The organism is Streptomyces sp. NPDC002573 (assembly GCF_042889625.1).
Lineage (GTDB): Bacteria > Actinomycetota > Actinomycetes > Streptomycetales > Streptomycetaceae > Streptomyces > Streptomyces gibsoniae.
The window spans coordinates 96263-115612 of the sequence record NZ_JBIARC010000006.1 but is presented as its reverse complement, the minus strand read 5'-3'; the positions used below and the strand labels follow the sequence as shown (position 1 = coordinate 115612).

Genomic DNA, 19350 nt, shown 5'->3' with positions numbered 1-19350 from the left:
TGCAACGAGCGAGGCACCCGTTCAGTGCCCGCCCTCGTCCAGAAGTCCCGCGTCGTGCGTCAACAGGGCTATCTGCACCGGTTGTTGACCTCGAGTTTGGCCAGGATCCGGGACACATGCGTCTTGACCCCGGCGACGCTCATGAACAGCTCCGCGGCGATCTCGGCGTTGGAGGCGCCCCGGCCGACGGCGACGGCGACCTCGCGCACCGCACCCGCTCGCCCAGGGACGCGAGCCGCTCGCGGGCGCCCGCCCGTCGGCTGCCGGTCCCGGCGCCCACGGCGTGCGCCGACCGCAATGGGGCCGGGGTCGACGAGGTGTGGCACACCCTGCGGCTGATGTGAACCGACCGGGGACCCATGTCTCGTGCGGAGCCCTCAGGCCGGCCACGGCAGCCGGGCCCTGACCCGGAAGCCGCCCTCCCCGGTGGTGCCGTGGTCGAGGGTGCCGCCGGCGAGGGTCGCGCGTTCGGTCAGACCGATCAGGCCCTGGCCGGAGCCGGGGACACGCGGGACCTCACCGGGCGGGGCCGGATTGCGCACGGTCACGGTGAGGCCGTCGCCGGGCGCGCCCGCGATCGTCACCGTGACCTCGGTCCCGGGGGCGTGCTTGCGCGCGTTGGTCAGACCCTCCTGGGCGATGCGGGACGCGGTGCGGCCCACGGAGGCCGGCACGGCGGCGGGGTCCGTGACCCGGTGGTCGAGGACGACCTCCATCCCGGCCTCCCGGGACTCGGCGACCAGGGCGTCGAGCGCGGCCAGCGTCGGCTGGGGACGGCCCGCGTCGTCGGAGTCCCCGGCCCGCAGCACACCGATGATCTCCCTGAGGTCCTGCAACGCCTCGTGCGCGCTCTCCCGGATCACCCCGGCCGCCCGCGCGACCTCCTCCCGGGGCGCGTCGGGACGGAACTCCAGGGCGCCCGCGTGCACGCTGAGCAGTGTCAGACGGTGCGCCAGGACGTCGTGCATCTCGCGCGCGATCGCCTCCCGGGCCAGCCGCTGGGCCTGCTCGGCCCGTAGGGCCGCCTCGGTCTCGGCCCGCCGCGCGCGATCCCGCAGGCTCAGCATCAACTGTCGCTTGGACCGTACGAACATGCCCCAGCCGACGACCGCGACCGTGACCAGCGCGGTGAGGATGACGGCGGCGAGATAGGGCAGGTCCGGGTCGGGTCGCAGCCAGAAGAACAGGGGGACGAGCGCGAGCTGGGCGCCAATCTAAGCGGCGTACGACGCGGACACCTCCCCCGAGAGCGTGATCGGCGACCGAAGTCGCACCACCGGATACTTTCGACGCGGCCCACCCGTGAGGGCGGCACTTTCGACGGACAGACGTCGACCCCGCCCGGCGTGTCCCGCCGGGCGGGGTCGACTCGTGACCGACAGCACGATCTGGAGGCATCAAGGGTGGGGGAAGTGGAAGCCGTCGACCGGTCAAGCGCTTCGGGCTTGGACGACAGCTACAGCTGAATCTGCACAGGAGAAGCCGGGCCCGGCTTGGGTACTGCTGTGACGCTGGACGTACGTACTGTGCGGGATGTTCTAGCCGAACTCGCCCTCGCGCACGCCCTCTCGGAACGCCGCCCACTCCTCCGCGGTGAACCGCAGAGCCGGCAGGTCGACGTTGTTGGAGTCACGGATCGCGACGGCTCCGCCACCAAGGTCCGCCACCTCGACGCAGTAAGGTCCGGTGGTGCTCTTGCTGCTCTTGACCCAGCGTGCATCCGTCAGGTCGAGCGCGTACAGTGCAGCCTTCTTCGCACGCATCAGAAGCTCCGTTCGACGCTCGGTTGTACGTTCCCTATCCACCCTCACCCGGTCGGACCAACCTCGCAAACCGGCGGCAATCGTGCACTGGCCGCGTCGACCGGCGGGCGTGGATCACGGACGCCGGGACGATGACAGCAGAGGGGTCAAGTCAGGTTGCCCGAGCGGGCGTTGGGGACGCCGGGACATCTGACGGCGAAGACGGGAGCGCCCGCGCCGAGGGTGAGACAACTCCCCTCGGACGCGGGCGCACCGCGTGGTCAGCAGCCGAAGTTGATCAGGTTGAACGTGGCGTAGTGGTCGGAGGTGTAGTAGTCCTCCTCGTACTCCTGACCCGTGACGATGCGTCGTGCGCCGCGCGTCGAGGAGCCGGGGGTCTTGACCGTGTACTCGTGGTAGTAACCGCTTGACTGCTCGGGCAGGACGCCCTCGCGGTTCTGGAAGACGATGCCGTCCTGCGGGTAGGGGAAGGGCCCGTCACTGTCGATGAGGTCGAGAGTGTCGTGGGCCTGGGACGGCAGACGGCTATAGCAGATGCTGCCGACGGAGGTGGCGGCGGCGTCCGCGGTGGTGGCGGAGACGGTGCCACCCATGAGGAGGGCAGTCAGGACGGCGGCTGCGGCGCCTATCCGGGTTGCGCGTGGGGGGAATCTCATGGAGTCATGATGACGCGCGTAGAGCATGGCATGTCAATGACAACTCAACAATGTTTCCCGTGGCGTCTCATGAGTTCTCGGGACGTTAACCTGCGGCCCTCGGCACTGTCCCCGGGTCCTCCCAAGGCACTTGTCCCCAGGCCCTCGCAAGCGGATGCGGTCGTGGCGTACCGGCCGCTCGCAGTGGACGGTACGCCGAACGCGGCGGTGCTGTTCGCGGTCCTCCCGTCAGCCCACGTTCGTGGAGAACAGTCCGCCCGTCGGCCCCTGTTTGTCGCCGCCCTGAGCCTTCTTCAGGGCGTTGGCGAGGCTCTCGATGGTGAGGGACTGCAGGATGACGCGGCCGTTGCCCTCCAGGGTGGCCAGGGACAGGCCCTCGCCGCCGAAGACCATGTTCATGATCCCCTGGCGGTTGAGGCCGCCGACTCGCTGGACGCCGTACTGAATGCCCTCCTCGAAGGCGACGACACAGCCCGTGTCGACCTCGATGCGGCCGCCGAAGTCCGCGGGGTTGAGGTCGATGAAGTTACCGGCGCCGGCGATGATCACCGTGCCGTACCCGGTGAACTTCTCCAGGATGAAGCCCTCGCCGCCGCTCATGCCGGTGCGGCCGCCCTGGAAGGCGATGCCGAAGTCGACGGTCGACTCGGCGGCCACGAAGGCGTCCTTCTCGGCGAACCATGCGCGCCTGCCGTCGAGCTCCAGCGCGCGCATCTCACCGGGGAGCACGCCCGCGAAGCCGACCGTGCCCTCGCCGCCCTGGGCCGAGAAGTACTGGAAGGCCAGCGACTCACCCGCGAGCGCGCGCTGCCCGACCTGCATGGCGGTGCCCATCGCCTGGCGCAGGAAACCGCCCATGCCGCCGCTCTGGCCCGCGCCCTGAGGCTGGCCACCGCTGTTCGACGGGCCGGAGAGGCGGGTCTCCATCGTCACGTTCGTCGTCTTGAAGAGGAACTTGCCCGCCTCGCAGTACACGGTCTGGCCGGGGCTCAGGTTGACGACCGCCATCTGCATGGCGTTGCCGACGATTTCTTGCTGAAGAGTCACGAGGGGAGAACGCGGGAGCCGGTCCGATTGGTTCCGGGCCCCGCGAACCCGTACGCCCGGGCCTGGCGAATCCGTTCGTCCGGGTCCCTCGATCCCGTTCAGCGGTGGCGGGCGGCCTCCCCCGTTCAGCGGTGGCGGGCGGCCTCCCCCGTTCAGCGGCGCCGGGCGGCGTCCGCCGGTCAGCCGCCCAGTTCCTGGTGTCGCGCCCTCAGGGCCGCCGCGCCCTCCTCGGTCAGGGAGCCGTACAGGCGCAGCCGGGAGATGCCGCCGTCCGGATGGATGTCCACGCGCGCGTGGGTGCCGACGGCCTCCGCCGGAAGCACGAAGCGGTGGTTGCTGTCGGGCTGGAGGCGGGTGCGCGGCAGGATCTCGCGCCACTCGGCGTCCTCGGCGCTCCCCGCGTCCCCCGCGGCCCCGCCGCCACTGACCGACACCGATGCCCAACCCGCCGCGTTCCCCTTCAGATACGCGGTGTCGATCTCGATCGCCCGGATCCGCGCCTCGGCCGCCAGCCGGTAGCGGATCCAGTCATGGTCCCGGTCGCGGCGGCGCCGTGTCTCCCAGCCTTCGTCCATCGTGCGGGAGCGGCCCGGCCGGATGGTGTTGGTGGCGGGCGAGTAGAAGAGGTCGGAGGCGTCCTCGACCCGGCCGCCGTGCTCCAGGGCGACGACGTCGAAGGTGCCCAGCGCCCGCAGCCACTCGGGGTCGGGCACCACGTCTCCGTACACCCGCAGCCGCGCGATGCCCCCGTCGGGGTGCTGGTTGACGCGCAGATGTGTGACCAGCTGCTCCGCCGCCACGACGAAGCCGTTGGCCGCGTGGCCGCCGACCGGTGTGCGCGGGACGAGTGTCGTCCACTTCACGTCGTCGGCGAGGAGGTCCTCCGGCGAGGGGGTGCCCGGCACCGCGGTTCCCTCGATGGACACCGCCTGCGGGTAGTTGCCCCGGAAGTGCGCGGTGTCGACGACGATGCCGCGTACGACACCCGGCGCGCCCAGCCGGACCAGTGCCCAGTCGTGATCGTCCGCGGTGGGCCACGGGTGCCCGGCCGAGGCGCCGCGGCGGCGCCTGGTCTCCCAGCCGTCCATGACCTTGCCCTTGTGCCCGAAGTGCTCGGGGTCGAACTCGGCGCGCCCCGGCACCAGCAGGTTCTCGCGCGGGGCGAAGAACTCGTCGTTGGCGGCGACGACCGCCGCGCCGAGGCGGCGGTCGGCGAGGTCGACGTGGTGGATGAAGGGGAAGTCGGCGGTGCGGTAGTCCGCGTACGGGTCGCCGCCGGCGTAGGGGTGTGCGTCGCCGGTGAAGCGGGCCGGACCGGTGGGATGCTGCGCCGTCACGGTGATCAGATCGTCCTTTCGGGGTTCGGCCGGTGCGAGGTCACGTCAGTGGTCCCGGGTGAGCAGCCTGCCCTTCGGCTCGGTGAACTCGCCGTCCGCCACGATGCGTTCGCCGCGCAGCCAGGTGGACCTGACCACCCCGGACAGGGTCCGGCCGGCGTACGCGGTGACGCGGTTGCGGTGCTGGAGGGCGGCGGGGTCGACGGTGAACGTCTCGTCGGGGGCGAAGACCGCGAAGTCCGCGTCGTGGCCCGCCGCGACGGCGCCCTTGCGGGAACCGAGCCCCACAAGACGCGCCGTGTGCGCGGACATCCAGCGGACCACGTCCTCCAGGCCGTGGCCGCGCCGGCGTGCCTCGGTCCACACGGCGGAGAGGCTCAGTTGCAGGCCCGCTATGCCGCCCCACGCCGTGGCGAAGTCGCCCGTCTTCAGGTCGGCGGTCGACGGGGAGTGGTCGGTGACCACACAGTCGATCGTGCCGTCGGCGAGCGCCTGCCACAGCAGGTCCTGGTTGGCGGACTCGCGGATGGGCGGGCAGCACTTGAACTCGCTCGCCCCGTCCGGGACTTCCTCGGCCGTCAGGGTCAGATAGTGCGGGCAGGTCTCCACCGTGATCCGTACGCCCTCCGCCCGCGCGGCGGCGATCAGGGGCAGCGCGTCACCGGAGGACAGATGCAGTACGTGCACCCGTGCGTCGAGCCGCCCGGCCTGGGCGATCAGCTCGGCGACGGCGGTGTCCTCGGCGTCCCTCGGCCGGGAGGCGAGGAAGTCGGCGTACCTGGGGCCGCCCTGCTGCGGGGCGGCGGCGAGGCGGTGCGGATCCTCGGCGTGCACGACGAGGAGGCCGCCGAAGCCCGAGATCTCGGCCAGGGAGCGGGCGAGCTGCTCCCGGTCGAGGTGCGGGAACTCGTCCACGCCCGAGGGGGACAGGAACGCCTTGAAGCCGAAGACGCCCGCGTCGTGCAGCGGCCGCAGGTCCTTGACGTTGTCGGGCAGCGCCCCGCCCCAGAAGCCGACGTCGACATGGGCCTTGTCGGCCGCGGCCCGCTGCTTGGTACGCAGATGGCCGACCGTCGTGGTCGGCGGCAGGGAGTTGAGCGGCATGTCGACGAGGGTGGTGATGCCGCCGGCCGCCGCCGCGCGAGTGGCCGTCCAGAAGCCCTCCCACTCGGTGCGGCCCGGGTCGTTGACGTGGACGTGGGTGTCGACGAGGCCGGGCAGCAGGACGTCGTCGCCGAAGTCCTCCAGCCGCGCTCCGGCCGGCACCTGGGCGTCGTGGGGCAGGACGGCCGTGATCGTGCCCCCGGCGACCGCGACGGACGCGGCGCGCGTCCCCTCGGGCGTGATGACGCGCCTCGACCGCAGCACCAGTTCAGCGTCGGACACCCGGGCCCCTCTCTCCGCGCCGTCGCCGCCTCCGGGAGCGGGATGGGCGCCCGCCCCACGGAATTCAACGTTCTGTTGAAGGAGTCTTCACCCCGCTTCTGGCGCCGTCAAGGGTGGGACCGCCGTCCGGCGCCCCGGCGCACGCCTCCCGAGCCTTTCTGCAAGGCGGAAGTAGGCTTCCAGTGCGCAGACCATCGCTCCGTACCAGCCGGGAGTCAACCGCCTGCCGGGTAGGCTGCTGCCCTTCCCGCCAGTCCCGAAAGGAACGCGCCGTGCCGACGTCGACGTCCAGCGCCAGCGACGCCCCCGCCAAGTCCGCCACGGGCGGGGTGCAGTCCCTCGAGCGCGCCTTCGACCTGCTGGAGCGGATGGCGGACGCGGGCGGCGAGGTCGGCCTCAGCGAACTGTCCGTGAGCAGCGGGCTGCCGCTGCCGACGATTCACCGTCTGATGCGCACGCTGGTGGCCTGCGGTTACGTACGTCAGCAGCCCAACCGCCGCTATGCGCTCGGCCCCCGGCTGATCCGGCTCGGCGAGTCGGCGTCCCGGCTGCTCGGCACCTGGGCGCGCCCGTATCTCGCACGACTGGTGGAGGAGACCGGCGAGACCGCGAACATGGCGCTGCTCGACGGCGACGAGATCGTGTACGTGGCGCAGGTGCCGTCCAAGCACTCGATGCGGATGTTCACCGAGGTGGGCCGCCGGGTGCTGCCGCACTCCACGGGTGTGGGCAAGGCGCTGCTCGCCACCACGCCGGACGACGAGGTGCGCGCCCTGCTGGCCCGCACCGGTATGCCCGCCGCGACGGAGAAGACCATCACGACGCCGGATGCCTTCCTCGCCGCCCTGGAGGAGGTGCGCCGGGCCGGGTACGCGGTCGACGACAACGAGCAGGAGATAGGGGTCCGGTGCCTCGCGGTGTCCGTGCCCGACGCCCCGACGGCCGCGGCGATCTCCATCTCCGGCCCGGCGGGCCGGGTCACCGACGCCGCGACGGAGCGGATCGTGCCGGTGCTCCAGCAGGTGGCGAGGGAACTGTCCGAGGCCCTGGCCGGCACGGGGAACTGACCACCGGACCGGCCGCTCGGCCGGCCGCCGGTCGTCCACCCCTCGCCTCGCGACAGGCCGCCGCGCCGGTCAGCCGCGTCGCGGCTCACCGAACTCCTCCACCGCGTCACGGACCTCCGCGAGCCCTCTGGTGAGGGCGCTGACCGAGCCGATCGCGCCGGCGATCAGCAGCAGGGAGCGGCGCAGACGGGGGATCTCCGGAACGCCGCCCGCGGCCATCGCGGCGAGGACGGCGAGTTCGTCCTCGGCGATGCCCCGGTCGGGGAACTCGGCCGGGAGAGTGGCGAGTTCACGGCGCAGCCGGGACACCGCGATCCGCAGTTCCGCCACCCTCGGATCCTCGTCGCTGCCGGTCACCGGTTTCTGCCCCAAGCTCCGTAACACAGCTTCCCCCCTCACACCGCGTCGTGCGCACGGCGGTGCACCGGCGCCCGTCACCCCGGGGCGTCGGCCCGGCGCCCGGGGACGCGGGTCAGTAAACGCCACGGGGTGCGCCGGGCGCCACCACGCGGACCGAAATTCAGTCCCGGGGCGCCACACGGCCGTCGCGGGGTCAGGTATGCAGGACGTATGACGCGAAGTGAAGACGGCCGGGACGAGGTCGCCGGGCTGCTCCTCGCCGCGGGTGGCGGACGGCGGCTGGGCGGGCGTCCGAAGGCGCTGCTCGTGCACCGGGGGCGTCCGCTGGTGGAGTACGCGGTGGGGGTGCTGAGGGCGGCCGGGTGCGGTCGCGTGCATGTGGTCCTGGGGGCGGCGGCCGAGGAGGTACGCGAGCGCGCGGATCTGTCCGGCTGCGTGCCGGTGGACAACCCGGACTGGGCGCAGGGCATGGGTTCCTCGCTGCGCGCCGGACTCGGCTCGCTCGCCGGTACGGGCGCGCGGGCCGCCCTGGTCTCGCTCGTCGACCAGCCCGGCATCGGACCGGAGGCGGCGGCGCGCGTCCTCGCCGCGTACGAGGACGGGACCTCGCTGGCCTCGGCCGTGTACGGGGGCGTCCGGGGGCATCCGGTGCTCCTCGGGACCGCGCACTGGGCCGGGATCGCGGCGTCCGCCACCGGGGACCGGGGAGCCCGCGCCTATCTGAAGGAGCACGAGGACGCCATCCGGCTCGTCGAGTGCGGGGACGTGGCGCGGCCGTACGACATCGACACCGAGGACGACTTGGTGCACCTGGAGTGACCGGCGGTCCGCCTCGGGGCACCCGGTGGCACGGAGAGCCACCTTGCCTCGAAGCGGAGAATCTCGACATCAACAGATCATTGAGCTTCCACCATGAGGAAACTAGTATCCACTGATCAGAAGCACCCGACTGCTCACGGGCGTGGTCAGCCGCATCCGGATTCCCTGGCACCCGGTGCGCACCCCGTGCCGCGGCTCCTCGTCAGCTCGCCGAAGGAAGTGACAGCTCATGTCCGCACCAGCGCCGTCGCCGGTCGTCATCGACGCCGAGCCCCTGCCGCGGCAGGACGAGGTCCTCACCGAACCGGCCCTCGCCTTCGTGGCCGAGCTGCACCGCCGGTTCACGCCCCGGCGTGACGAGCTGCTCGCCCGCCGGACCGAACGCCGCGCCGAGATCGCGCGTACCTCGACCCTCGGCTTCCTCCCGGAGACCGCCGCGATCCGCGCGGACGACACCTGGCGGGTGGCCCCCGCACCCGAGGCCCTGAACGACCGCCGGGTCGAGATCACCGGACCCACCGACCGCAAGATGACCATCAACGCCCTCAACTCGGGGGCGAAGGTCTGGCTCGCGGACTTCGAGGACGCCTCCGCGCCCACCTGGGAGAACGTGGTCCTCGGCCAGCTCAACCTGATCGACGCCTACACCCGGGCCATCGACTTCACCGACCCGGCGACGGGCAAGTCGTACGCCCTGCGCCCCGACGCCGACCTGGCCACGGTCGTCATGCGGCCGCGCGGCTGGCATCTGAACGACCGTCATCTGCTGGTCGACGGGGAGCAGGTGCCGGGCGCCTTCGTCGACTTCGGCCTGTACTTCTTCCACAACGCCCGGCGCCTGCTCGACCTCGGCAAGGGCCCCTACTTCTATCTGCCGAAGACGGAGTCGCACCTGGAGGCCCGCCTCTGGAACGACGTCTTCGTCTTCGCCCAGGACCACCTCGGCATCCCGCAGGGCACCATCCGCGCCACCGTCCTGATCGAGACGATCACGGCGGCCTACGAGATGGACGAGATCCTCTACGAACTCCGCGACCACGCCTCCGGGTTGAACGCGGGCCGCTGGGACTACCTCTTCTCCATCGTCAAGAACTTCCGTGACGGCGGGGCGAGGTTCGTGCTGCCGGACCGCAACGCGGTCACGATGACGGCGCCGTTCATGCGCGCGTACACCGAACTCCTCGTCCGCACCTGCCACAAGCGCGGCGCGCACGCGATCGGCGGCATGGCGGCGTTCATCCCGTCCCGGCGCGACGAGGAGGTCAACCGGGTCGCCTTCGAGAAGGTCAAGGCGGACAAGGACCGTGAGGCGGACGACGGCTTCGACGGCTCCTGGGTCGCCCACCCCGACCTGGTGCCGATCGCCATGGCGTCCTTCGACCGGGTCCTCGGCGACCGGCCCAACCAGAAGGACCGGTTGCGTGCGGACGTCGACGTCAAGGCGGCCGACCTGATCGCCGTCGACTCCCTGGACGCCAAGCCGACGTACCCGGGCCTGGTCAACGCCGTCCAGGTCGGCATCCGCTACATCGAGGCCTGGCTGCGCGGCCTCGGCGCGGTCGCCATCTTCAACCTGATGGAGGACGCGGCGACCGCGGAGATCTCCCGCTCCCAGATCTGGCAGTGGATCAACGCGGGCGTCGAGTTCGAGAACGGCGAGAAGGCGACCGCCGACCTGGCCCGCAAGGTAGCCGCCGAGGAACTCGCGCACATCCGGGCCGAGATCGGCGCGGAGGCCTTCGCGGCCGGTCACTGGCAGCAGGCCCACGACCTGCTGCTGAAGGTGGCGCTGGACGAGGACTACGCGGAGTTCCTCACCCTGCCGGCGTACGAGCAGCTCGCCGGCTGACCCGCTCCCCGGGGCTTCGCCGGCCGGCTCACTCCGCGGGCTTCTCCGAGTGGCCCAGGGGCTTTCCCGGGGCCACTCGGTCGCGTACGAGGCGCTTGACCGCCGTGGGCTCGGGGAAGCCCTGCTCACGGCGGTCCCAGACGACCTCGTCGTTGACCCGTACGACGAAGACCCCGCCCCTGCCCGGCTTGAGCGCGAGTTCCGTCAGCTCGGTCTCGAACGTCGTCAGCAGCTCCTGTGCCAGCCAGGCCGCGCGGGGCAGCCAGCGGCACTGGGTGCAGTACTCGATCTGGACGCGGTACTCGCCGTCCGTGGGGGTGTCCGTCATCCCAGGTGCACCGACCAATCCTGTTCCGCCGCCGGTTTGCCGTGCAGGTCGGGGACCCGCTTGAGCCAGGCCGGCCGGCCCTGCTGGGTCCGTGCCGCGCGCTGGGCCTCCTCGGCGGCGAGTTCCTCCCGGGTGGGGAAGTCGGTGGGCAGCCAGGACTCGGAGGCCTTCACCCGCGCGCAGAGATAGTCCACGTAGGCCCTGCGGACCTCGGCGGGCGTGGCGAAGCCCGGCTCGCCGCTCAGCCACGCGTCCGGGACCTCCTCGGTGATCTCGCGCAGCAGTTCCTCGGTCACCCGGGGCGCGAGGTCGGCCTCCGCGGCCGGCATGTCCGGGGTGAAGTGGCCGAGGGCGTGGTGCCGGAAGTCGTACGCCTTCTCCGGCGCGGAGGCGTCCCAGCGGTGGTGGAAGACGAGGGCGGCACCGTGGTCGATCAGCCACAGCCGCGGGGGTGCCGTGCCGAAGGTGGGCCAGACCATGAGGTTGGAGCTGTGGACCGTGCGGTCGACGTTGACGGTCAGGGCGTCGAGCCAGATGATCCGGCCCGCCTCCACCGGATCGACCGTGCAGGCCTGAGCGACCTCGGGGGTGAAGTCCCGGGCGCCCGGCAGATAGTCCATACCCAGATTGAGACCGGGGCTCGCGTTCAGCAGGTCGCGCACCTCCTGGTGGGGTTCGTGTGCGGCGATCGCGGGGTCGAAATGGGTGAACACCAGTTCAGGGACGCGCAGCCCGAGCCGGCGGCCCAACTCCCCCACGATCACCTCGGCGACCAGCGCCTTCACACCCTGAGCGGAGCCGGTGAACTTGACGACGTAGGTCCCGAGGTCGTCGGCCTCGACGATCCCGGGTACGGAGCCGCCGGAGCGCAGGGGCGTGATGTAGCGGGTGGCGGTGACCTCCCTCAGCATTTTCCCAGGCTCCACGGCTCTTCTGCCTCACGTCTCACGGAGCACCCTGAAACAGTGGCGGTGTGCCCCACATTTCCGGCCCCTTGCACGAAGTGAGCATAGTAACCGAGCGTGACAGCCGACGAGAAGTGCGCGAGCCGTCGCGCCGACGTCCTTCGTGTCACTCTGCTGAACTGCCCCCTTCGCCCAAGGCGAAGGGGGCAGTTCAGCAGATGCCGACCCGACGATCAGTTACAGATGATCACGGACGCGGAATCCTTGTAGACGAGAGTCCTGCCACCCCGAGACACCTCGACATGGGTGGTGTACCTCCCGCAGAAGTTGTTGATCGACACCTTGACGGTTCCGGCGCTCAGCTTGGAGCACTTCCCCGCGACGGGGATGTCCGGCGTGGCCGGGTGCGTCTGAAGCAGCGAAACACACATCTTGGTGTCCACCGGGTTGGGGCCCTGCAGGGTGGCCTCGGCGTAGATCTTTCCGCTCTTGAGGTACGGGTTCTTCACCGCCACGTACCCGGTCGCGTCGGCCGATCCGGCACCGAGGGCGACGGCCAACGTGGCAACAGCCACGACCGAGAGACTGCGCTTGATAGTGATGACGCACACTCCTCACCCCCCGTAGGGGCAGTCGATTCTTGCCATGCCTTGGTCAAGGGCACGAAGCGATCTTAGTGGGAAGGCAGCCACATACCAGGAGCAGACGTTTGAACTACGTCAAGAGCTGGCGGAGTTGTCGTGACGACTCACCGGTCAGGGCACGCCGCATCCGCCCTCAGGACGTCACGTCGGTCGCGGGGGCCGGCTCGCGGGAGCCGCCGACGGCGGTCTCGGGTACTTGACTTGCAGGTGCGGCGCCTCGTCCGGCCAGTCGGCATCCGAGGCAGTTCGCATGGCCCCGACGCGCGGAGAGGTCCCGCGCGCGCATGCCACGCTGGTCGACCGGTCGCAGCCCCGGCGGCTTGCCCCAGCCCGCGAGGTGCAGGAACCACGTGGCCAGGACGGACACCACGACGAGTCCGAGCCCCGGCCAGATCCCCGCACGCCAGCCGCAGATGCCCGCGCCGATCAGCAAAGCCCCTGCGGTGGCGAGGACGCAGCCCGTCCACCCGGCCAGAGTGTGGCCTTCCTCGTGCCCATGTTCGCTCACGTGCTCGCCTCCCCGTGCGCACCCGACCGGCCCACACGCGTCACAGGCCCGTCGATGACGCTCTGGCTTACGATGCCTTACCGAGTAAGGAATTTACCTTAGCAACTAAGGGGAGCGTAATGGAGGGCAAGTCGCGCCCGGCCACCTCCGCCTCGGATGCCATCAGCGCACTGGACGACCTCGTCGCGACGAGTGTCGTGGGGCAGCAGGAGTTCGCCCGCAACCTCGGGCTGAGCGTCATGGACCTCATCTGCTTCGCCCATGTCCTCGCGGCCGGGGACTCCGCGGTCACCGCCGGCGACCTGGCCGCACGCGCCCATGTCACCACCGGTGCGGTGACCGGCATCCTCAACCGCCTGGAGCAGGGCGGGTTCGTCACCCGGGAGCCCGACCCCACCGACCGGCGCCGGGTGCGGGTCGTCGCCGTCCCGGCCGCCGCCGACCGGGTGCAGGCCGTCTACGGCCCCTACCACGCGCTCCTCGCGGAGCTGTTCTCCCAGTACACGCCGGACGAGACCGCCGTCATCACCGACTGGTTCCTGCGCGCCGCCGCACTGGCCCGCACCTACCTGACGGACTCGTGCGAGACCTGAACCGCCGCCGAACCGCCGTCCGTCCGCACCGGTCGGCTGACCGCCGGGCGGCGACCCGGGGTCAGCGGCAGGCCAGCGGATTCGGCAGGGGCAGATAGCGCGCGTCCGCGCCGTCCGCGCCCGTCCAGCGCAGCAGCAGGTTCGTCTTGCCGGGGAGGGTGGGCGAGGCCAGCAGGGCGGGGATCTCGGGGACGGGGTGGCGGGCCAGTTCCGCGCGGGCCGCGGGCCACGGGTTCCAGCCGGGGTGGCGCTCCGACAGCAGCGCGGCCACCTCGGTGAGGTTGTTGACGACGAGGCAGTACACCAGCCGCTCCCAGCCCGCCTTCCGGGACACGTCCGTGAGGAGCTTGACGCCTTCCGCGTCCCGGAACAGCGCCTGTACGGGCAGACCCGCGGCGTCCACCGCGATCAGCGTGTTCTGCAGATGCGCCTCCAGGACGACCCCATGGCGCTCGAACGCCTCCAGGGCCGGGGGCACGACCTGGCGCAGATACGCCGTCCACCAGGGCGCCGGGTCGGTGAGCCGGGCCAGCGGGCTGCCGTCGAAGCCCTCCTCCACGAGGGCCGCGGCGAGCAAGGGGGTGGCATCCGGCAGCAGATGGGGGTGCAGACCGTCGCGGACCAGGACGGCCAGTTCCTCGAAGGCGAAGCCGGCCGTGCGGTAGCCGCGGTCGCTCAGCCAGGCCGCCGGGCCCGGGTGCGCGGCGAACGCGGCCACCGCCGCCGCGTCGGTGCGGCGCAGCTTGAGCAGATCGTGGCGCCACAGCCGGCGGATGTCGTTGGTGATCCGTACGTCCAGGCTGAACTTGAGGAAGTGGTCGCCGCCGGGGGCGTACACCGTGCGGATCGCGGCCGTGGGCCACACCGTCCCGGGGGTGCCGTCGAGCCGCAGCAGCCGCCCGTCCTCGAACGCCTCGCGGATCTCCGGGCGCCCGCCGACCAGGTCGAGCTGCCAGGGGTGCGCGGGCAGCAGCCGGTAGCCAGGCGGGGCGGTGCCCAGCGCGTCGAGCGCCGTCGTGTCGCCCTCCTCGACGACGATGTCCTCGCGCACCCCCAGAAGGGTGAGCGGGAAGCGGGCGTGCGCCTCCGGCGCGTACGGCAGCCAGCTCGCAACCGGTCCTCCGCCGCGCGCCTTGGGCGCGGGGTGGTGAGGGTGCCCGGTGATCAAGGACTGCTCGGAGCGCACATAAGGGTCGGGCGACGGGGTCGTACGGGCGCGTGCGGCGAGGATCGCGGCCACCGCGTCCCGGCTGTCGAGCATCTCCCCGGGCAGTTCGGGATTGGACAGACCGGTGGCCCGGCGCAGCTCCTCGGCGGCGAGTTTGACCAGCTCGGCGTGGGTGAGCGGATGCCAGGTACCGTCGGTGTGCAGCTCGGGGTCGCGGGGGCGACGGGCGCCGCGCACGCGCAGCAGCCGTCCGCCCGCCCGCAGCCGGTGGACGCCCTGCTCGCCGGCGGGGTCCGCGGCTTCCCGGAGCAGACAGTTGAGCAGCGGCGCCGCCGCGTAGGCGTCGGCGGGCTCGGGGACCCGGTCCCTGGGGTGCATGCGGTCCACGCGTCCATTCGTTCCGTACGGTGCACTGACGATCAGTATGTCTGTCATGGTCCGGCACGACGAATGCGCCGCCCGTCCCCCGAGGAGTTCGAACGTGTCCTCTTCCCTCTCCGCCGAGATCCGGATCGCCCGCGAGCTGGAGGGCGTACGGCCCGATCTGTCGGCGGCGTACGCGGCCGCCCTCCCCGGCGCCCGGGCCGCGGTCCTGTCGCGCCTGTGGCGGGCACTGGTGCATGAGCCGCTGCCGTGGACGGTCCGCCGTGAGCCGACGCGCGAGGGGCTGGTCCTCCGTCTGACGGACGGCCGCCGACTGCACGGGCCGCCCGCCGACCCGTACGCGACCACCGCCTACGTCACCGAGGTGCTGCTGGACGGTCGTGGCTACGACCGGGCGACGGAGCTGGTCACGGCGCTCGGTGTGCCGGGCGGTGCCGCGTTCGCCGCCGAGCTCGACGACAGCACGGCCTCGCTGGCCCTGTCGCGCGCCGACCAGCCGGACGGCGCGCCCGAACCGGTGACCGGTTGGGCGTGGGAGCAGCGGGTGGTGGACGGGCACCCGTACCACCCCAGCTGCCGCTCACGACCCGGCTTCTCGGTCGCCGAGCAGCTCGCCTACGGGCCCGAGCACCGGCCGCTGGTACGCCTCGGTCTGGTCCCCGCGGACGACGGCGTGCTGCGGGGCGAGTGGCCGGCCTGGCTGTGGGACGGGGGGCGCCCGCTGGTGCCGGTGCATCCCTGGCAAACGGCGCATGTGCTCGGCGGGGCGGCGCACGACGGTCCGGTCGCGCATCCGCTGATGTCCCTGCGCACGCTGGCCCTGTCCGATGCCGGCCCGCATGTGAAGACCGCGGTCAGCGCCCGACTGACCTCGTCCGTACGGGACATCTCGGTCGCGTCCGTCGAGACCGCGCTCGTCGTCTCCGAGTTCGCGGAGTCGGTCGCCGCGCGCACCGAAGGACTGCTGCGCGTCCCCCGCACCCTGGGGGCGTTCAGCGCCCACTCGCCCGATCTCGCCGCGATGGTGCGCGAGTCGCCCGAGACCTGCGCGGACCCGGCGGCGGGCGAACGGGTGGTCCCGGTGGCCGCCCTGCCCGCCACCGGACTCGCGGCGTCCCCGGCCTGGCTCGCCGCCTACACCCGTCTCGCGCTCACCGTGGGGCTGCTCCTGCTCGATCTGGGCGTGGCCCTGGAGGCGCACGGCCAGAACCTGCTGGTGGTGCTCGGGCCCGCGAACGAGCCACTGCGGCTCGTCTACCGGGATCTCGCGGACATCCGGGTGAGCCCGGCCCGGCTGGCCCGGCACGGCATCAAGGCCCCGGAGGTGGCCGACCGGATGGTCACCGACGACGAGACGGCCCTGCGCCGCAAGCTGTTCGGCGCGCTCGTCGGGGGCTCGCTGGCGGCCACGGCGGGTTCGGCACCCGCGCTGGGGGCGGCACTGGAGGCCGTCGTACGGGAACTTCCGGCCACATCCGATCTCGCGGCGCTCCGCGGGGAGCCGCTGCCCGCGAAGGCGTTGACGCTGATGAGGCTGTCGCCGGGGCGTGGCGGGGATCTGTGGACGCAGCTGCCCAACCCGCTCGTTCGCATGCTCGACCCCTGGGATCAATAAGATCGTTTTGAAGCGCGCACCCATTGATCAATAAGATCCGCCGATGATCACAAGACAACGGCTGGCGGCGGGAGTCTGCGCCCTGCTCGCCGCCCTGGCGGCCGGGATCGCCGTCCCGGCCGGCGCCGTCGCCGACGAGACGACAGCCCAGGCCGCGCCCAAGGTCGATCTCGTCCTCGACGTCAGCGGCTCGATGCGGGCGCGGGACATCGACGGCGACTCGCGGATGGCGGCGGCGAAGCAGGCCTTCAACGAGGTCCTCGACGCGACGCCGGAGGGGGTGCAGCTCGGCATACGGACGCTGGGCGCCAACTACCCCGGCAACGACCGCAAGACGGGCTGCAAGGACACCGCACAGCTGTACCCGGTGGGGCCGCTGAACCGGACCGACGCCAAGACGGCCGTGGCGACGCTGCAGCCCACCGGGTGGACGCCGATCGGCCCGGCCCTGCTGAAGGCGGCGGACGACCTCGAAGGGGGCAACGGCACCCGCCGGATCGTCCTCATCACCGACGGCGAGGACACCTGCGCCCCGCTCGACCCGTGCGAGGTGGCCCGGGAGATCGCGGCCAAGGGGGTCGGGCTGACCATCGACACGCTGGGGCTCGTCCCGGACACCAAGCTGAGCAAGCAGCTGAGCTGCATCGCCGAGGCCACCGGCGGGACCTACACCTCGGTGGAGCACAAGACCGACCTGTCCGGCAAGGTCAACCAGCTGGTGGACCGGACGGCGGACAAGGTGGTCACTCCGGTCGCCGTGGACGGCACCGAGCAGTGCACGACGGCACCCACGCTGAAGTCGGGTCTGTACACGGACCGCGAGGAGTTCGGGCAGCACCGCTTCTACCGGGTGGACGTGAAGCCTGGTCAGGAGCTGCGCGCCTCGGTGAGCGTCTCCGACGACCGGCAGGTGAACCCCGACTACGGCGTGACGCTGCGGGCGATCACCCTGCACGGCCGGGAGATCGTACGCGGTGAGGCGACCGGCACGGGCCGTACGGACGTGATGTCGACGGGCCTGCGCTATCCGAAGGCGGAGAGCGACGACGAGAACGCGCCCGCCGAGACGGTGTGCCTCCAGGTCGCCAACTCCTTCTCCCCGGTGGCGGGTGTGAAGACCACGCCCGGCCTTCCGCTGGAGCTGACGGTCGATGTCGTCCACGGGCCCGACCGGGCGAGCGACGTGGCCTCCTTCGGCCTCGGGCGCGGCTGGTGGCTGCTCGGCGCCCTCGTTCTGATCGGCTTCCTCGCGGGTGTGCTGTGGGGCTGGCTGTCGCGCTGGCGGGTCGCGATCTGGAGGACCAACTGATGTTGTTCGCAAGAGCGTTGAGCGCGACCGCCCTGCTGCTGGGTGTCGCCGCCGCCCCCGCCCTCGCCGACGCCTCGCCCTCGGCGAGCCCGTCGGACGACAGTGCCGCGCCCACCTCGGCGGGCACGTCGTTCCGTACGGCGACGGAGATCCAGCAGGGGCAGCAGGCCACGGCGAGCGCCTCCGCGGGTGACTACCTGTACTGGCAGTTCCCCGCGGAGGCCGGGCAGCGGCCCACCGTGAAGGCGACGGTGAAGCTGCCCTCGTCGTCCCGGAACGGGACGCAGACCTGGCAGCTGGACGTGTACGACGGGCTGCGGCGCCGCCAGGCGTGCCAGTACGGGGCGCAGACGCGCACCGCGACCCAGGGGGCGGCCTCCGTCGACCTCGCGTGCACGCTGCGCACGGTCCGTGCTTGGTCGGACGCCTGGTCCGACGACCCGCTGCCGGGCACGTACTACGTCCGTCTGACCGCCGTGGGGCTCGGCGGGGCCGACCTCGGGGTGCCGGTGAACACCCAGATCCAGGTCGACTCCAAGGACATGGGCGGCGCGGCGGCGGTGGACGGTTCGCTGGCCGAGCCGCTGGTGCCGGGCATCGCACAGAAGTCCGCGGATTCCGACTCCGACTCCGGTTCCGGCTCCGCGACGGACGCGCCCACTCTCTCCTCGCTCAAGCCGGACACCTCCGGCTGGTGGTCCGACCGCTGGGTGTGGACGGGGATCGGCGCTGTGCTCGCGGCGCTCGCGGGCATCGGCGGCTACGCGCTGACGCGCAGTTCGGGACGGCCGTACCGGGTACCACCGGGCGCCTGACGCCTGGTCGTCCATGAGTGGCGGGGCCCGCCGTGTCCGAGGGACGCGGCGGGCCTCGCCCGTGTCCGGGGAATCCTGGCCGCTTCCCTGGTTTCGTCAGTCCCCGCGCAGCACCTTGGCGAGCGTGCTGTCCCCCGACACCGCGACGCGCCCGTCCGTCACGGCCTGATGGAGCGTCAAGCTGCCGTCTCCCAGGGCGGTGCAGGTCGGCGCGTCGAGGACCAGCCGGGCGTCGGGCTCCTCCGGGGCGGCCCCGTCGCCGTACACCGGGCCGTCCTGGGCGCCGAGCCGCAGATGGAACTTCCCCTCGTCGAGCCGGACCTCGACGAGACCCTCACCCGGCAGCGCGCGCAGCAGCGGCAGGGCGAACCAGTGCGCGCGTACCGCGTCCGTCGGCCGGCGCTCCGCAAGCGCGGGCGCGCCCCAGACCCCGAGCGCCTGAAGCACTGGAAGCAACCCCCTTCCACGGTAGGTGAGTTCGTACACGTACGCGGCTCCGGGCGGCGGCAGCCTGCGGCGTGTGGTCAGCCCGTCGCGCTCCATGTCCTTCAGCCGGGACGCCAGGACGTCCGTGCTCACGCCCGGCAGGTCCGCGTGCAGATCGGTGTAGCGACGCGGACCGGCGAGCAGCTCGCGGACGATCAGGAGGGTCCAGCGGTCGCCGACGGCGTCGAGGGCGCGGGCCGTGGAGCAGTACTGGTCGTAGCTTCGGCGAGGTGACATGCGACGCAGTCTAGACGCGTTGTTGGACTTTCCAAGCGTCTACTTGGTAAAACCAAGCAACCACGGTTAGCGGA

Annotated in this window: 19 protein-coding genes and 2 pseudogenes; 7 read left to right on the top strand and 14 right to left on the bottom strand. The window is 71.9% G+C overall.

The annotated features are described in order from the left end of the window. Positions 1-21 precede the first annotated feature (21 nt). From ACFYX0_RS08465 to allB, 7 genes and pseudogenes are all read right to left on the bottom strand, one after another. Positions 22-286: pseudogene (locus tag ACFYX0_RS08465) on the bottom strand (response regulator transcription factor); the annotation flags it as partial. A 91-nt stretch (positions 287-377) separates the two neighbouring features. Next, positions 378-1211 (bottom strand): annotated as a pseudogene (locus ACFYX0_RS08460) (sensor histidine kinase); the annotation flags it as partial. A gap of 327 nt (positions 1212-1538) precedes the next feature. Further along, positions 1539-1763 carry a DUF397 domain-containing protein gene (locus ACFYX0_RS08455; protein WP_388967933.1) on the bottom strand — a complete coding sequence of 75 codons (225 nt, stop codon included), beginning with the start codon at positions 1761-1763 and terminating at the stop codon, positions 1539-1541. Between the two features lie 260 nt (positions 1764-2023). Continuing rightward, positions 2024-2419 carry a ribonuclease domain-containing protein gene (locus tag ACFYX0_RS08450; protein ID WP_355913481.1) on the bottom strand — a complete coding sequence of 132 codons (396 nt, stop codon included), beginning with the start codon at positions 2417-2419 and terminating at the stop codon, positions 2024-2026. Between the two features lie 228 nt (positions 2420-2647). Continuing rightward, on the bottom strand, positions 2648-3466 hold the full coding sequence (locus ACFYX0_RS08445) for an AIM24 family protein (protein WP_388967930.1): 819 nt from the start codon (positions 3464-3466) through the stop codon (positions 2648-2650). Between the two features lie 179 nt (positions 3467-3645). Next, positions 3646-4803: an allantoicase gene (alc, locus tag ACFYX0_RS08440; protein WP_388967928.1), complete on the bottom strand. Its 1158-nt coding sequence runs from the start codon at positions 4801-4803 to the stop codon at positions 3646-3648. A 45-nt stretch (positions 4804-4848) separates the two neighbouring features. Further along, positions 4849-6189 (bottom strand): allantoinase AllB, encoded by a 1341-nt coding sequence (gene allB, locus ACFYX0_RS08435; RefSeq protein ID WP_388967925.1) that lies wholly within the window; start codon positions 6187-6189, stop codon positions 4849-4851. 272 nt (positions 6190-6461) lie between these two features. On the opposite strand from allB, the gene ACFYX0_RS08430 reads away from it, so the two are divergent. Next, positions 6462-7256, top strand: a complete 795-nt coding sequence (locus tag ACFYX0_RS08430; protein ID WP_388967922.1) for an IclR family transcriptional regulator — start codon at positions 6462-6464, stop codon at positions 7254-7256. 69 nt (positions 7257-7325) lie between these two features. Here the strand turns inward: ACFYX0_RS08430 and ACFYX0_RS08425 are convergent, their stop codons facing one another. Continuing rightward, positions 7326-7640 (bottom strand): DUF5955 family protein, encoded by a 315-nt coding sequence (locus ACFYX0_RS08425; RefSeq protein ID WP_388967919.1) that lies wholly within the window; start codon positions 7638-7640, stop codon positions 7326-7328. Between the two features lie 186 nt (positions 7641-7826). On the opposite strand from ACFYX0_RS08425, the gene ACFYX0_RS08420 reads away from it, so the two are divergent. Continuing rightward, positions 7827-8435, top strand: coding sequence for an NTP transferase domain-containing protein (locus tag ACFYX0_RS08420; protein ID WP_388967916.1), 609 nt, complete (start codon positions 7827-7829; stop codon positions 8433-8435). 229 nt (positions 8436-8664) lie between these two features. Then, positions 8665-10284, top strand: coding sequence for a malate synthase A (gene aceB, locus ACFYX0_RS08415; RefSeq protein ID WP_388967914.1), 1620 nt, complete (start codon positions 8665-8667; stop codon positions 10282-10284). A 28-nt stretch (positions 10285-10312) separates the two neighbouring features. Here the strand turns inward: aceB and ACFYX0_RS08410 are convergent, their stop codons facing one another. The 4 genes from ACFYX0_RS08410 to ACFYX0_RS08395 form a co-directional block, all read right to left on the bottom strand. Next, positions 10313-10612 (bottom strand): Rdx family protein, encoded by a 300-nt coding sequence (locus ACFYX0_RS08410; protein WP_355913505.1) that lies wholly within the window; start codon positions 10610-10612, stop codon positions 10313-10315. Beyond that, positions 10609-11523 (bottom strand): HipA family kinase, encoded by a 915-nt coding sequence (locus ACFYX0_RS08405; protein WP_355913508.1) that lies wholly within the window; start codon positions 11521-11523, stop codon positions 10609-10611. The genes ACFYX0_RS08410 and ACFYX0_RS08405 overlap by 4 nt, the downstream gene beginning before the upstream one ends. A gap of 227 nt (positions 11524-11750) precedes the next feature. Next, positions 11751-12092: a hypothetical protein gene (locus ACFYX0_RS08400; protein WP_355913511.1), complete on the bottom strand. Its 342-nt coding sequence runs from the start codon at positions 12090-12092 to the stop codon at positions 11751-11753. 202 nt (positions 12093-12294) lie between these two features. Beyond that, positions 12295-12669, bottom strand: coding sequence for an HGxxPAAW family protein (locus tag ACFYX0_RS08395; protein WP_388967911.1), 375 nt, complete (start codon positions 12667-12669; stop codon positions 12295-12297). A 119-nt stretch (positions 12670-12788) separates the two neighbouring features. On the opposite strand from ACFYX0_RS08395, the gene ACFYX0_RS08390 reads away from it, so the two are divergent. Beyond that, on the top strand, positions 12789-13262 hold the full coding sequence (locus ACFYX0_RS08390) for a MarR family transcriptional regulator (protein WP_388967909.1): 474 nt from the start codon (positions 12789-12791) through the stop codon (positions 13260-13262). 61 nt (positions 13263-13323) lie between these two features. Here the strand turns inward: ACFYX0_RS08390 and ACFYX0_RS08385 are convergent, their stop codons facing one another. Next, a complete protein-coding gene (locus ACFYX0_RS08385; RefSeq protein ID WP_388968217.1) occupies positions 13324-14808 on the bottom strand; it encodes an IucA/IucC family protein in 1485 nt (494 codons plus the stop codon). Positions 14809-14854: 46 nt separating this feature from the next. On the opposite strand from ACFYX0_RS08385, the gene ACFYX0_RS08380 reads away from it, so the two are divergent. Genes ACFYX0_RS08380 through ACFYX0_RS08370 form a run of 3 tightly spaced genes read left to right on the top strand, consistent with a single transcriptional unit; the run spans position 14855 to position 18553 of the window. Further along, positions 14855-16429: an IucA/IucC family protein gene (locus tag ACFYX0_RS08380; RefSeq protein WP_388967907.1), complete on the top strand. Its 1575-nt coding sequence runs from the start codon at positions 14855-14857 to the stop codon at positions 16427-16429. A gap of 43 nt (positions 16430-16472) precedes the next feature. Further along, on the top strand, positions 16473-17738 hold the full coding sequence (locus tag ACFYX0_RS08375; RefSeq protein WP_388967904.1) for a VWA domain-containing protein: 1266 nt from the start codon (positions 16473-16475) through the stop codon (positions 17736-17738). After that, positions 17738-18553: a hypothetical protein gene (locus ACFYX0_RS08370; RefSeq protein ID WP_388967902.1), complete on the top strand. Its 816-nt coding sequence runs from the start codon at positions 17738-17740 to the stop codon at positions 18551-18553. The genes ACFYX0_RS08375 and ACFYX0_RS08370 overlap by 1 nt, the downstream gene beginning before the upstream one ends. A 96-nt stretch (positions 18554-18649) precedes the next feature. On the opposite strand, the gene ACFYX0_RS08365 is transcribed toward ACFYX0_RS08370, so the two are convergent. Beyond that, entirely contained in the window at positions 18650-19276 is a 627-nt protein-coding gene (locus tag ACFYX0_RS08365; protein WP_388967899.1) for a winged helix-turn-helix transcriptional regulator, read from the bottom strand. Between the last annotated feature and the right edge of the window lie 74 nt (positions 19277-19350).